Annotated in this window: 11 protein-coding genes; 4 read left to right on the top strand and 7 right to left on the bottom strand. The window is 60.2% G+C overall.

The window, feature by feature from the left end:
* Window positions 1-662: 662 nt before the first annotated feature.
* The 4 genes from JWR14_RS27900 to hisQ form a co-directional block, all read right to left on the bottom strand.
* Window positions 663-1814 carry a porin gene (locus tag JWR14_RS27900; protein ID WP_299715302.1) on the bottom strand — a complete coding sequence of 384 codons (1152 nt, stop codon included), beginning with the start codon at window positions 1812-1814 and terminating at the stop codon, window positions 663-665.
* A gap of 538 nt (window positions 1815-2352) precedes the next feature.
* Window positions 2353-3132: an ATP-binding cassette domain-containing protein gene (locus tag JWR14_RS27895; protein WP_299715299.1), complete on the bottom strand. Its 780-nt coding sequence runs from the start codon at window positions 3130-3132 to the stop codon at window positions 2353-2355.
* A gap of 45 nt (window positions 3133-3177) precedes the next feature.
* Window positions 3178-3891: an ABC transporter permease gene (locus JWR14_RS27890; RefSeq protein WP_158936503.1), complete on the bottom strand. Its 714-nt coding sequence runs from the start codon at window positions 3889-3891 to the stop codon at window positions 3178-3180.
* A gap of 147 nt (window positions 3892-4038) precedes the next feature.
* Window positions 4039-4728, bottom strand: coding sequence for a histidine ABC transporter permease HisQ (gene hisQ, locus JWR14_RS27885; RefSeq protein ID WP_299715293.1), 690 nt, complete (start codon window positions 4726-4728; stop codon window positions 4039-4041).
* Window positions 4729-5442: 714 nt separating this feature from the next.
* On the opposite strand from hisQ, the gene JWR14_RS27880 reads away from it, so the two are divergent.
* A complete protein-coding gene (locus tag JWR14_RS27880) occupies window positions 5443-6141 on the top strand; it encodes a pirin family protein (RefSeq protein WP_299715290.1) in 699 nt (232 codons plus the stop codon).
* 389 nt (window positions 6142-6530) lie between these two features.
* On the opposite strand, the gene JWR14_RS27875 is transcribed toward JWR14_RS27880, so the two are convergent.
* Window positions 6531-7112, bottom strand: a complete 582-nt coding sequence (locus tag JWR14_RS27875; RefSeq protein ID WP_299715287.1) for a periplasmic heavy metal sensor — start codon at window positions 7110-7112, stop codon at window positions 6531-6533.
* Between the two features lie 220 nt (window positions 7113-7332).
* Between JWR14_RS27875 and JWR14_RS27870 the strand changes: the two genes are divergently transcribed.
* Both JWR14_RS27870 and JWR14_RS27865 read left to right on the top strand, forming a co-directional pair.
* Window positions 7333-8055, top strand: a complete 723-nt coding sequence (locus JWR14_RS27870; RefSeq protein ID WP_031362548.1) for a response regulator — start codon at window positions 7333-7335, stop codon at window positions 8053-8055.
* Window positions 8039-9391 carry an ATP-binding protein gene (locus JWR14_RS27865; protein ID WP_299715278.1) on the top strand — a complete coding sequence of 451 codons (1353 nt, stop codon included), beginning with the start codon at window positions 8039-8041 and terminating at the stop codon, window positions 9389-9391. The genes JWR14_RS27870 and JWR14_RS27865 overlap by 17 nt, the downstream gene beginning before the upstream one ends.
* 119 nt (window positions 9392-9510) lie before the next feature.
* Here JWR14_RS27865 and JWR14_RS27860 read toward each other — a convergent pair whose 3' ends face one another.
* On the bottom strand, window positions 9511-9774 hold the full coding sequence (locus tag JWR14_RS27860) for a hypothetical protein (RefSeq protein WP_050381213.1): 264 nt from the start codon (window positions 9772-9774) through the stop codon (window positions 9511-9513).
* A 125-nt stretch (window positions 9775-9899) separates the two neighbouring features.
* Window positions 9900-11576 (bottom strand): sensor domain-containing diguanylate cyclase, encoded by a 1677-nt coding sequence (locus tag JWR14_RS27855; protein WP_299715268.1) that lies wholly within the window; start codon window positions 11574-11576, stop codon window positions 9900-9902.
* 717 nt (window positions 11577-12293) lie between these two features.
* On the opposite strand from JWR14_RS27855, the gene JWR14_RS27850 reads away from it, so the two are divergent.
* Window positions 12294-13432: ABC transporter permease subunit (locus tag JWR14_RS27850; RefSeq protein WP_299715265.1), on the top strand; the 1139-nt coding region annotated here is incomplete at its 3' end.

The following is a 13432-nucleotide window of genomic DNA, read 5'->3' as shown; positions in this document are numbered from 1 at the left end:
TTTGGACGCACGACGAACCACTCAACCAACCTAACAAGAAACAAAGCCTCAAAAGCGCGTGAGGCCGTGCTGGTCCGTAGGGCACTGGTGCTTGCCCGAGAGCGTACGGGGCGAAGCGTGTTCGTGTCAGGATTCGCGAGAAGGAGGGTTTCACACATCGGTAGCTCTGGCGAGCACCGTGCTTTTGGGGCACCTATGAATAAAAACTGCACGCTGTGGACACTTAGGGTAGAGCGGTGAAAGCGTTTTCTTTGCTTCGTTTCTTTGTCGCTAAGGACCAAGAAATGACGCGCTGCCACGCGCAGTGGCTAATGGTGATAAAGAGAATAGCCAACTCGAGCAGGCCACAAACCCGGAAAGCAGCAACCCGGCAATGACTCAGACCGCTAACGCAGGAACCTGGCAACCCGGCGCAAACTCACCACCAAAACCCCATCCAGAAGAACAACGAACATAGGCTGCAGACATCGCCAGATAACAAGCAATCCGAAATAAAAGACCAAAACCAAAAGCGCCAAACCAACCCTCGCGTCCACCGGTGCCAACAAATAAAAAACGGTGCGATGCCCTTTCGGACACCGCACCGATACGCGCCTCTCGCAGCAGCGTGAAAACCTTATGACTCTCTCTCTGTCGTCCTTGCTCCGGCTGATTCGTTCGGCTTAGAACGAGTGCTGGATGCCTGCGTACACGCCGGTCTGGTTATGACCCGGCAGTGGGTTATCGGTCGAAACCGTGTTACCCGCAGCGTTCGCGTTCAAACCAAAGTTAGCGCTCTTGCTGTTACGTGCCGTTGCAACCTGGATGTCCAGCAACGTACGCTTCGACAGGTTGTACGAACCGCCGACCGTGTAGATGTTGGCGTTGCCCGCACCGTTGTTCGCATTGACGTGATACACCGCCGCGATCAAAGCTGCAGCCGGCGTAGCTTGCCACGTCACACCGCCCCATTCCTGATCAGTCGTCGTCGGCGTGCCGATAGGTACATTGGTTTCACCCGAAGTACGCGTCGCTTGATACACGGCCTGAATCTTGAACTGGCCGAGGAACACGTTGATGCCGGCGAAGTATTCGCGACCGTAGTTGAACGGACCATTCGGCGAACCTGCGGCCGTATCGCCCAGACCACCGTTCACGTTGTTGCGGATCTCGTCGTACAGGCCACGGATCTGGAACAGCGAGTTCGTGTAGGTCACTTGCAGACCGCCTTCACGACCTGTTCCTGGTGCTGCCGGGTTGCCGCCGCTACCGTTGAAGCCCGTCGTGTTCGAGAAGGCGTACTGGCCGTACACGTCAAAGCCAGCGATCTTCGGCGACTGGTACGACACGTTGTTGCTCGATTGCGGCCAGTTGCGGCCACGCACCAGCGACGCCGACGACCAGTTCGACTGACCGAACGGATCGAAGTCCCACACGCCGTTCGCGATGAACAGTTCACGACCCAGCAAGAGGGTACCGAACTGGTCGTTGGCGATACCAACTGTCGCCCAACGATTGAAGAGACCGTTGTTGCCCGGGCCTTGACCTGTCATGGTGTTGAAGCTGCCTTCCAACTGGAACACAGCCTTGTTGCCGCCACCCAGATCTTCAACGCCCTTCAAGCCCCACAGGCTGGTACCCCAGTCACCGCTTTCTGCACGGAAACGATTTGAGCTGCCAGTAGTGACGCCAGGACCCTTGGAGCCATTACTTGTAGGCGCGCCCGACATGTATTCGAGACCGGCATCGAGCCGGCCGTAGAGCGTCACGCTACTTTGAGCGTGAGCCGCAACGCCGACCGTCAGCAGCGAAGCCGCGAGCAAAGCTTTCTTCATCATCTCCTCCAACCCTGTCAAAAATAGAAGCCCAAAAGCGGCGGTGTTGGTTCGGTGCCAGCGCACCGAACCGGAAACTATTTAGAGGGATGACACGCGAAGGACCGGTGTCCGTGACGTCCGGTATGCCCGTTGAATGGCCCCTTGCGTCACAACCGACCCTTGGGATCGGTGTCTCCTCAGTTCTTTTTGAAGTAAAACTACTTTTAATGAACTTCGTTTCCGTACTTTGATTACTAATTTAGCAAATTACCTTTGTGCCGCCAAGAAAATTGTTATCAACCCATTTTCTGTCTCGAAAATGCAATGATTGATGTGTTGCACATTTGTAAAAAGCTCTCCGTATCGGGCTGAAAGCCTTTCTGCATAGGGCTGTCAGCGATCTTGACCCTTAACGCTATGGATTGCCTCTATTGACGGACGATGCGTGTGGGGTTAATGCACCGGCGACTTAAAAACGGTCATCTGTTTAGATTTATCAACTAAAAAAGCGCCCCTCGGGGCGCTTTCAGATTTGCAGCGGGGCGTGTCTGTAGTTTTACTTCAGGCTGCCCGACAGAAATTGCCTGAGTCGCTCGCTTCGAGCGTTGCCGAAAACAGCGTCGGGATGTCCTTCTTCTTCTATCCGTCCCTGATGCAGGAATACGACGTGATTCGACACATTGCGTGCGAATGCCATTTCGTGTGTCACCACGATCATCGTGCGGCCTTCCTCGGCTAGCGTCTGCATCACCTTCAGCACTTCGCCGACCAGTTCGGGATCGAGCGCCGAGGTCGGTTCATCGAAGAGCATGACGTCAGGGTGCATGGCCAGCGCCCGCGCGATCGCCACGCGCTGCTGCTGGCCGCCGGACAGATGCGACGGATACTGCTGCTCCAGCCGCGGCGCGAGTCCCACTTTCTCGAGATAGGTGCGCGCGCGGTCGAGCGCTTCCTGTTTCGATAACCCCAGCACCTTCAGCGGCGCCTCCATCACGTTTTCCAGCACGCTCAGGTGCGACCACAGGTTGAAGTGCTGGAACACCATGGAAAGGCGCGTACGCATGCGTTGCAACTGTTTCGGTTCAGCCACCTTCAACGCGCCGTACTTGTCCTTGAGCGTACGGATTTCCTCGCCATCGACGAAAATCCGGCCCTGATTCGGCTGTTCCAGGAAGTTGATGCAGCGAAGCATCGTGCTCTTGCCCGATCCAGACGAGCCGATGATGCTAATCACATCGCCGGCTTTCGCCCTTAGCGAGACGCCCTTCAGGACTTCGTTGTCGCCGTACTGCTTGTGCAGGTTATCGACGAAAAGCTTGCTTGCCGGTGTGTTCATGATGTGCCGATCCCGTTCCTGTTTCCGTTTCCCATTCCTTAAGACTCATTTACCCTGGGGCCGCAAATAGGCAAGCCAGCGGTATTCGGCACGGCGAAACAACCACACGAGCGCGAACGAAATGCAGAGATAAAGCACAGCGGCAATGCCGAACGCCTGGAACGACTGATAAGTAGCGGAATTCACGTCGCGGGCAATCTTGAGGATGTCCGGTACGGTGGCGGTGAACGCGACGGTGGTTGCATGCAGCATCAGGATCACTTCGTTGCTGTAGTAGGGGAGCGCCCGGCGTAGCGCCGACGGCAGGATCACGCGCCGGTAGAGCGTGAACGACGACATCCCGTATGCGCGCGCTGCTTCGATCTCACCGTAGGGCGTCGCCCGGATCGCGCCGGCGAAGATTTCCGTGGTGTAAGCGCAGGTATTCAATGTGAACGCGAGCAGCGTGCAGTGCATGCCATCGCGGAAAAACTGGTTGAGCAGTACATGGTCGCGGACCACTTGCAGGCTGTAGAGGCCCGTGTAGCAGAGCAGCAGTTGCACGTAGAGCGGCGTGCCGCGAAAGATGTAGGTGTAGACCCAGACGCCGCGCGACAAGAACTTGTTCTTCGATACCCGCGCAACCGACAACGGGATCGACAGGCAGAAGCCGAGCACGATCGATACAACCAGCAGCCACATGGTGATGGCGAGGCCGGTGATGCGATAACCGTCGGTGAACAAATAGTTGCGCCAGTATTCCTGGATGATTTCGAGCATGGATTCCGCCGCGTGGGGTGACCTGGGGTTGCCTGGTAGTGTCTGGGTTCGCTGTAATTTTCTTCAGGCGAGGGCGCTTGGCGCACAAGCGTCGCGTGCCGGCTGCGACCGGTTTTGGCTTCTCATGTTTGTCATGGTTTTCATAGCTTAGAGATCGGCCTTGCGCACGCCCGACGAGTACCGCCGTTCAAGCCACATCAGCACGAGATTCGACACCGTGGTGATCACGAGATACACCGCGCCCGCGAGCAGCGTGAAAAAGAAGAATCGCAACGTGCCCTTGCCGGCGTCCTGGGCGGCCTTGACCACGTCGGCCAGACCGATGATCGATACCAGCGCGGTCGCTTTCACCATCACCTGCCAGTTGTTGCCGATGCCCGGCAGCGCGAAACGCATCATTTGCGGAAACATGATTCGCGAGAAGGTTTGCCACGGCGTCATGCCGTAAGCCGCGCCCGCTTCAAGCTGACCGCGCGGCACTGAGAGAAATGCGCCGCGGAAAGTCTCGGTGAAATACGCGCCATAGATGAACCCGAGCACGATGACACCGGCCACGAACGGATCGATATCGATCTGATCCCAGCCCAGGAAATCCGTGAGGTGATTCAGCCAGATCTGGATGCTGTAGAACAGGAGCAGCATCAGGACGAGGTCGGGAACGCCGCGCACGAGCGTGGTGTAGACCGTGCCGACACCCGAAGAAATGCGGTTTCTCGACAGTTTCGCCGCCGCCCCGAGGAGGCCGATCACGAATGCGAACACGAGCGACAAGACCGCCAGCTTGACGGTTTGCCATGTGCCCGAGAGGATAAGCGGCCCGTAGCCTTGCAGAAACATGGTGATTCCTTGATGACGTGCGCGCGTGCCGTAGCGTTCGCTTTTTTCGCTGTTGCCTGTTCAGCCGCGCTTTTTTTTGCCTGAATTCGCATAACCGCTGTCTGGCGGCCTGCTTCGGGTGTTCGGTGAACCTGGGCCTCTCGCGTTGCTTGGTTCCTGGCTTATCTACACCCGCCGTCAGCCGCCTGGCTGCCGGTCTGCTTCTATCTGCCTGTATCCCTGTATTTGTTCCTCATCGTCGACAAACCGCTGGTCGCGCCCGGCCATCGCCGCTCGACCGTGCCCAGATGCATTGCCGTGCATTGCCGCTAACTGACCATCTCCGGCGGTGCTTATTCTAGGTGTCCAAAATTGGTGCGTTTTGTCCACAAAGGCCTTTCAGCCGAAAAATCGTGACCTTGGCTGAAGTCCGCGGCGGGAGTTCTCCGACGCATCATGCGGCTTTCCCGGCACGGCTTTCGCGGCGTGGCGTCGATATCTCCGGCGCCCGTTGACCCTTGAAAAGGCGGGTATTCTACCCGAAGCCGGCCGGTGCGCCCGGGGTACCGCTCAGGCTTTCCTTGCCCTGACGCTTCGGGCAAAGTCCACCGGCCAAGCCCGTGCATTGTCGCGATTGCATGCATTTTCAGAACGGTGTGGTGTCCGCGCGGGCGATTGTTTAGGGCGGCCTGCGCCCTTACATTCTCTCCATCGCAATATCACCGGGAGTTCGATATGTTTGAAATTCGACGCGCCAATGAACGCGGCCACGCTAACCATGGCTGGCTCGATTCGTATCACAGCTTTTCTTTCGCCGGCTACAACGACCCGGAGCACGTGCATTTTGGCGCGCTGCGGGTAATCAACGAAGACCGCGTGGCCGGTGGCCAGGGCTTCGGGACTCACGGCCATCGCGACATGGAAATCATCAGCTATGTGCTCGAAGGCGCGCTGTCGCATAAGGACAGCATGGGCAACGGCTCGACCATCCGTCCTGGCGATGTCCAGCGCATGAGCGCGGGCACTGGCGTGCGCCATAGCGAGTTCAATGGCTCGGCCAGTGAAACCGCGCATTTCCTGCAGATCTGGATCATCCCGGACGCTGAGGGCAATGCGCCGGGCTACGAGGAAAAGCGTTTCGACGATGCTGAAAAGCGTGGCCGGTTGCGGGTGATCGCCTCGCCGGAGGGCCGCGACGGCGCGGTGAAGCTGGGTGCCGACGCCGAAGTCTACGCAGGTCTTTTCGACGGTGATGAACGCGCCGAATTCGACGTACCGGCGGGGCGCCGCGTGTATGTCCATGTGGCGCGGGGCGCGATTTCGGTGAACGGTGAAGCGCTCGTAGCCGGCGACGCCGCGAAGCTGGAAGGGGTGTCGAAGGTCACGCTGGAACAAGGTGCCGGCGCTGAAGTGATCCTGTTCGACCTGGCGTAAACGGGTTCAAGGGGTTTAAACGGGTGGGGTTTAGGCGGACATAGACGGCCGAAAAACCGTTACTGGCTGGTTCTCCCGGTTTCAATTGGGAAAACGACAAAAGGCCGCGGAAGCAGTTTCCGCGGCCTTTTGCGTTGTTTGTGTGCCCTGTATTTCCCGGGAGGTGCCTTGATGACGCCGCGCTGCGTGTCTGCCGGACCAACACGGAACCGGCTTGTATCGATCAATTATGTCGGCCGTCGTTTCTGCGTTGAACGTAACGTCCCATGCCGCCAATGCGAAAAAAGCCGTTCCAGCGTTGACTGGAACGGCTTGTCCGGCGCAAGGCGGTTGAACCGGCGGCCTATCCCGCCTTAATCACCGCCCCGGGCGTCAAGCTTAAGCAATGCTCACGGATTGACGGCAGACGCCCCTGCCGGCGCACCGTGCGTGCCGCGATGCTGACTCCAGCGCTCATGCATCTTTTCCCGCATTGCTTCCATTCTTGCGAAGCGCTGCTTGAGTGCCGTGCTGACCGTGGTCTTCTGCTGGTCGTTCAGCGTGTTATAGAAGTTCAGCCACGCGGCGCTCGTCTGGTCGCGCAACTGGGCATTCTGCTGCTCGATCTTCTGATGCGCCGCGTACATGGCGTTCAGGTCGAGAATGGGCTGCTGCTTCATTGATGCCATTTGTGCACGCATCTGCTTGTGGCTTTCACGCATGGCCTCGTGATTCTGCTTCATGGTGCTGAGCGCGGCTTGCCACGCTTTTTCCTGGTCTGCGTTGAGATTGAGCTGGCCATGCAACTTGTCCAGCTCTTTCTTCATCCGCATTCCTCCATGATGCCCGCCCGGGCCGCCATGACCGCCCATCATGGCCGGCCCGCCGGGCGGCGGCGCGTCGGGCGTGGCAGCGCTGGCGGCATTGACCGCGCCGATCGACAGGGCGAGCGCAGCGGCGGTGATGGCGAGGAATCGGGACTGCTTCAACATGGTCTACTCCTTTTTTGATTTCCAGAGCCGATCTGGCTGCGCCGTTTCGGTGGTCGCGCCTTCGGTAAGGCACAGCGTAGACAGTCGCAGCTACGCGCGTGTTACGAGCGGTGGCCGCGTTATTACGCGGGTTTACTTTCCCCTTTCGTCGTAACACCCAGTAAACGTTTCCGCTGTCTTCGCAACATGGAGGCCCCGCGCAGGCGTTAAACTGCGTCGCATGGCTACTCAAATACTTGTCGTCGACGACGACTCCGAACTGCGCGATCTTTTGCGCGACTACCTGGTCCGGCAAGGCATCGAGGTATCGGTGCTGCATGACGCGGGCACACTCGAACGGCGCCTCGAACGCGAGCGCCCGGACCTGATCGTGCTCGACCTGATGATGCCGGGTGTAGACGGACTGACCGCGTTGCGCAAGCTCCGCGCGTCGGGTGACGACATCCCCGTGATCATGCTGACGGCGCGCGCGGACGACGTGGATCGCATCGTCGGATTGGAACTCGGTGCTGACGACTATCTCGGCAAGCCGTTCAACCCGCGCGAATTGCTGGCGCGCGTGCAGGCGGTGTTGCGCCGGCGCCGCACGATTCCGTCGGCGGCGCCCGAGCAGCGTGAACCGTTTTCATTCGGACGTTTCCGGCTCGACTTCCAGTCGCGCACGCTGCATCAGGACGAAACGCCGCTTACGCTGTCGGGCAGCGAGTTCGCATTGCTGAAGATTTTCGTCAACCACCCCATGCGCACGCTGACGCGCGAGCGCCTGCTCGAATTGCTGCACGGTCCGGAATACGACGGCACCGACCGGGGTATCGACGTCCAGGTGTGGCGTCTGCGCCGGATCCTCGAAACCGATCCGTCCACGCCGCGCTTCATACAGACTGTGCGCGGACGCGGTTATGTGTTCGTGCCGGACGGCGAGCAAAATGCGTCGGCCCATTGATTCACTGTTCGGCCGGCTGGTTGTCCTGGTCATTGGCGTGCTCGTGTTGTCGCACGTCGCCTGGTTCGCGGTTATCCGGCTCGAGCGGGACCAGACGCAAACCCGCTACGCGGTAGAAGAGGCCGCGTTCCTGGTCGACGCCGTGCGCCAGCACATCGCGAATTCGCCCGATCAGCCGCTGCCTTCGAGCGTGCGGGTGGTCGAGCCCAACAGTCCTGACGTTCCCAAACCCTTTACCGACGCCGATTCCAGCCGCGTGCCGCCGCCGTTCGGCCGGTTTATCGACGACTTGCGGGATCGGCTGCCGGACGGCACCGACGTCCGCATCGGTGAGCCGGGCGGCCCGCCACGCCTGTGGGTGCGAGGCGCGAAGGATGCCAGCTGGATTGTCGTGCCGGTGCAGCCCTTGCGTCCGCCGCGTTCGCGCGACCGCATGTTGCTTTGGCTCGCGATTATTTTCTCTACCGCCGTGATGGCTGCGCTGTTTGCCGCGTGGCAATTACAGACGCCGTTGCGTTCGCTGGCGCAGGCGGTCGGGCGCTTCGGCCGGGGCGAGCCTACTCCGCCGGTTCCGGAACGCGGTCCGCGCGAGTTGCGGCAGTTGACCCATGGGTTCAACCAGATGGTGCGCGAAGTGGAGCAGACGGAAAGCGATCGCGCGGTCATGCTGGCGGGGGTCGCCCACGATCTCAAGACGCCGCTTGCGCGTTTGCGCCTGCGCGCTGAAATGATGGATGAAGCGAAAGTGCGGGATGGCGTGGTGCGCGACGTGGATTCCATGGCGCATATCGTCGACCAGTTTCTTGTGTTCGCACACGACGGCGCCGATCGTAGCGAGCCCGCCGAAGTTGATCAGCAGTGCGAGCGCATTGCGCGCAGTTATCGCGCGGTGAACGTGGGAGCGCCGTCTGTGCAGACCCGGCTGACGGCGGGGCGGGATTTCGCATTGCCTGCTGCGACACTTGACCGCTTGCTGTCGAACCTGCTCGATAACGCTCACGCGTACGGCGCACCGCCCATTGTGATCGAAACGTTGCGCGGGACGAATGGCTGGATTTTGCGTGTCATGGACAGCGGCAAAGGGATTGCGGCACACGATCTGGTTAAGGCGAGCCGGCCGTTCGTCAGGCTTGATCCGGCGCGCGGCGGCAGTGGCCACAGCGGGCTGGGACTGGCAATAGTTGAACGGCTGGTGCGGCGGGCGGGCGGTGATTGTGAAATTGGCAATCGCCCCGAAGGCGGCCTGCAGGTCGTGATGACCTTTCCTTTTGACGTGGTGGCGCGCTCGGCCGAGATGTTACATGGCGACGTGCTGCATGAAGCCCGCATGATGTGATTGTGTGATTCTCCATCCCGGGGCTTGGCGTCCTCGGGCGGAGTGGTTAAAGGGCGTGGCCGAAACCTCGCGGTCAAAACCCGCAGGCCGATCCCAAGCCTGACGCCTAAGCGAAACCGCTAATCGAACAAGGTATTGAGCGCGGAAGCCGCCTCGCTATCCACCGTGTTGTAGGTCACGGTCGCGGCCTCGAAAATATAGTGCGTGGTGTATTTGCCGAACCGCGCCAGGATTTCCTCCTGGATCACTTCAGGCGCGACATCGAGACGCAAATACCAGGCAGTCGAAGAGAGTCGCGTCTGGAACGCACCATACTCGGCCAGCAAGTGATCGAATGCTTCAGCGTCCTGATCGCGGCAGACAATGACCAGATTTCCCTTCATTCACCCCTCCTGATTCTTGATAACGGCAGATATCGAACTCGAAGATCGATAATACCTGCTGTCGTGCCGCCGCCGCACCCCGCCTTTCAGCCAACGTCCCGCCAAATTGCCGTTTTAACTCCGTGTCAGGCCGTTTCAGGATGCCGTGGCATGGGTGGCCGCGTATCGGCCGGGCGCACTTCGCTTCGGTCACGCCCTCCCGATTTCGCCGCATACAACGCCAGATCCGCGCGCTTGAGCAGGTTTTCAGCGGTGTCGCCATCGCTCAGTTCCGTGATGCCAATGCTGACGCTCAGCATGGTGTCGTCGGGGAGATAGGCGCAATGCTCCTGGTTGAAGCGCTTGCGCAGGCGTTCGAGAACCGTGTGGGCATCGGCGAGCGCAGTATGGGGCAGCAGCAGGCCGAATTCCTCCCCGCCCAAGCGCCCGACACCGTCGCTCGCGCGCAGTTGCTCCTCGCACATCCGCACGAAATGCTCGAGCGCGCGGTCGCCAGTCGCGTGGCCGAAACGGTCGTTCACCTGCTTGAAGTGGTCAAGATCGGCGATTGCAACTGACAGCGGCACGCCTCCCGAGCGGGCCAGATCGACTTCGCGGCGCAAAATATCGAGGAAATAACGGCGTGACAGCGCGCCGGTCAACGCGTCGTGGCGGGCTTCGGCAGACAGCAGCGCATTGGCCGACTGCAACTGGTTGGCGAGATGGCGCGTGGCCCGGTGCAAGCGCCGTTCGCGCAGGTATGACACGGTGATCACAATCGCCAGCAGGCTCACGCCGAGCGCCGTCAGGAAAACCAGCAGCCTGTCGCGACGTTGATTGCTCACAATTTCCGCCCAGTTCGGCAGCGGATGGACAATATGTGCTGCAAGCCCCGAGTTCAGACCGGTGCGTTCGTCGTAGAGAGAGGGCAGGCTGCTGTCGCCGGCGGAGAAAAACGAGCGCGCGAGCGAAAGCGGCAGCCAGGGCGCGTCCGCACGCACGCGTTCTCCAATGTTGGTCAGCTGCAGCGTACGGAAATCGACCCGCCGATACGCATCCAGCCGCTGCGCCCGCGACATCCGCAGCACGGGTGAATCCGGCAGCACACGGTTTTCGAGCTGGCTTTCGTGAGCCATGACGATTACGCCATTGCTGTCGGTGACGAACGTGCCTGCACGCGATACCCAGTGCCGCAAGCGGTCGACACTGACTTTCGCGATCACCGCGCCCACCAGGAAGCCGTCGCGATACACCGGCGTGGCGATGAAAATGCCGGGATCGCCGCTCGTTCTGCCGACCCCGTAAGTCTCGTTGAACGCACCGAGCAGCGCTTTCTGGATATAACCGCGCATGCGCATGTCGGTGCCAACGAAGCTGTTCGAGTCAAGACCATTGCTCGACGCCACGCAAAATCCATCGCTATTGACGACCCATACGTAATCGAGGCCCGTGAAGCCTCGGGCGTTGCGTAGGAAGTTGTCGAGTTTGGCGAGCGCCGGCGTAGCGAGCCACTTTGCTCGCCGCTCGGGTTCGGCTTGCCGGATTTCATCGGCGGAACTGTGGGATTGGGCGAGCGCCAGCTGGATCATGTCCATCTCGGCGATAGTGGCCGGGATCGCCCGGGACATGGCGAGGTCGCTGGCAATGATCTGCGCGGTATTGTCGACGATAGACGCAGCCATTTGCTGCTCCACGCGTACCGACGTGGTCAGTTCTTGCTGTACCATTCGCTCCGACACCATCCCGGCGGCAACCCAGCACACGCATGCGAGCAACGCGAAGGCGAGCGTCGCGATGGCGCGGTGAAAGGTTGTCTTGTTCATCGATCCTCTGGCCTGTCTGACTGTGGCGCGGGCCTGTGACACAACCCGCGCAACGAGCATGTTATGAGTGTTTTACCGACATGTGAGCATCTTACCGGGCGCAGCAGCGCGTACATCGGTAGTTCGCCCAAGTGTCCTTGGTGAAGACCGGAATCGGCGTCAACCGTACTTCATGCTTTTGTTCGTTCGCCCGTCGAGCGTCCCGCAATCCGTTGTTGCCCAGGTTCGCTCCGGTTCACTCATTCGGCCCACGCCCTTACGCCTCTGCGCCTCGATTGGACGACGTTTTCTCCCGGCCATCAAGTTGTTATCGGCGCGAGCGTGCGATTCTGAACGGCATGTCCACCATCGCCCAAGGGTTAGCCGTTTAGCTCGTGGGCGGTGTTGTGGGCGGGGGCTTCAGAAAACACGCAACAGACCCGTCAACTGAGGTTGTGCGTGAAACAAAGGTTGGTGTAGTGTCGTGCGTTTCTGAAATGGTCAAGTAGTGTGTCGGCGAGGGCGAGCGTGCAATGGCACCGGAACCCTGCGCCGGGTCCTGCCCGGAACGCGCAGAACTGCGCTGCGTGGTGGATGGGGAAGGGCGGAGTATCTGCCTGGGAAGCAAGAACACAAGCAAGAACACAGGCAAGAACACAGGCAAGGACACAGCCGCCGGACGTTGCCTCGCGCGACGAAAAGCCTGCTGCAACGAGCCTCAACGGGAAAGGGCGTGGAATGGATTTTGGCTTTAACCTGACTCGAACGGCGAACGCTTCGGCGTTGCGCCTGTTGCCTAATCGATGGGACTTCGTCGCGTTCCCGCTGATTATCTGCGTGCTCGCGCTCACCGTGGTCGGCTTTCACGAGACGATGGCGCCCATGTCGACGCTGCAAACCCAGGCTATCTCGCTCGACCCGGCGAACCTGCCCGAATACGCGCTGCGAACTACGTTGCGCATGCTGGCGGCCATGGTGGCGTCGCTGGTCTTCACACTGATCTACGGCACTCTGGCGGCGAAGAGCCGGCGCGCGTCAGTCGTGCTCGTGCCGATCCTGGACATTCTCCAGTCGGTGCCCGTGCTCGGTTATATCTCGTTCACGGTCACGTTTTTTCTCGCGTTGTTCCCGGGCCGCGTGTTCGGCGCCGAGCTGGCGGCAATCTTCGCCATTTTTACGAGCCAGGCGTGGAACATGACGTTCAGCTTCTATCAGTCGCTGCGCACCGTGCCGCGCGATCTCGATGAAGTCTCGCGCGGTTTTCACCTGACCAACTGGCAGCGCTTCTGGAAGCTCGAAGTGCCGTTCTCCATGCCTGGCCTCATCTGGAACATGATGATGTCGATGTCGGGCGGCTGGTTCTTCGTGGTCGCCTCCGAAGCTATCGTGGTTGGCAACCGCACTATCGTGCTGCCGGGTATCGGCGCTTATCTGGCGACGGCGATCGGCGAGCGCAATCTCGGCGCGATCGGCTGGGTGATCCTGGCCATGACGATTGTGATCCTGGCTTACGATCAGCTCATGTTCCGTCCGCTGGTTGCCTGGGCCGACAAATTCCGCATGGAAAACACGAGTTCGGGCAACGTGCCGGAGTCGTGGCTGCTCGATCTGATTCGCCGCACGCGCCTGATTCACCAGTTGCTGGTGCCGGCGGGCTGGATGATCGGCAAGATGGCGCGCGTTCCGCTGAAGCTGCCTTCGCTGCAAGGCCGTTTGCCGAAATTCCCGATGGGCGCGTTGGCGGGGTCAACACCGGGGGCGCGCAGCAAGTCTCGCAATCCATCCCGTGCCGGCGATATCGCGTGGGCGATCATCGTCCTCGCGCTGACGGTGTTCCTGGTGTGGAAAGTGACGCTTTTCGTGAGCAAGGGCGTCAC

This window comes from Caballeronia sp. (genome assembly GCF_028292365.1).
GTDB lineage: Bacteria > Pseudomonadota > Gammaproteobacteria > Burkholderiales > Burkholderiaceae > Caballeronia.
The sequence above is the reverse complement of the archived record's forward strand: the minus strand, read 5'-3'. Positions and strand labels throughout refer to the sequence as shown.

What these genes read in the sequence shown, in the direction of transcription:
- JWR14_RS27880 (WP_299715290.1), top strand. Translation starts at nt 5,443, where the DNA reads ATGTTTGAAATTCGACGCGCCAATGAACGCGGCCACGCTAACCATGGC.
- JWR14_RS27900 (WP_299715302.1), bottom strand. Translation starts at nt 1,814, where the DNA reads ATGAAGAAAGCTTTGCTCGCGGCTTCGCTGCTGACGGTCGGCGTTGCG.
- hisQ (WP_299715293.1), bottom strand. Translation starts at nt 4,728, where the DNA reads ATGTTTCTGCAAGGCTACGGGCCGCTTATCCTCTCGGGCACATGGCAA.
- JWR14_RS27865 (WP_299715278.1), top strand. Translation starts at nt 8,039, where the DNA reads ATGCGTCGGCCCATTGATTCACTGTTCGGCCGGCTGGTTGTCCTGGTC.
- JWR14_RS27860 (WP_050381213.1), bottom strand. Translation starts at nt 9,774, where the DNA reads ATGAAGGGAAATCTGGTCATTGTCTGCCGCGATCAGGACGCTGAAGCA.
- JWR14_RS27890 (WP_158936503.1), bottom strand. Translation starts at nt 3,891, where the DNA reads ATGCTCGAAATCATCCAGGAATACTGGCGCAACTATTTGTTCACCGAC.
- JWR14_RS27870 (WP_031362548.1), top strand. Translation starts at nt 7,333, where the DNA reads ATGGCTACTCAAATACTTGTCGTCGACGACGACTCCGAACTGCGCGAT.
- JWR14_RS27875 (WP_299715287.1), bottom strand. Translation starts at nt 7,112, where the DNA reads ATGTTGAAGCAGTCCCGATTCCTCGCCATCACCGCCGCTGCGCTCGCC.
- JWR14_RS27855 (WP_299715268.1), bottom strand. Translation starts at nt 11,576, where the DNA reads ATGAACAAGACAACCTTTCACCGCGCCATCGCGACGCTCGCCTTCGCG.
- JWR14_RS27895 (WP_299715299.1), bottom strand. Translation starts at nt 3,132, where the DNA reads ATGAACACACCGGCAAGCAAGCTTTTCGTCGATAACCTGCACAAGCAG.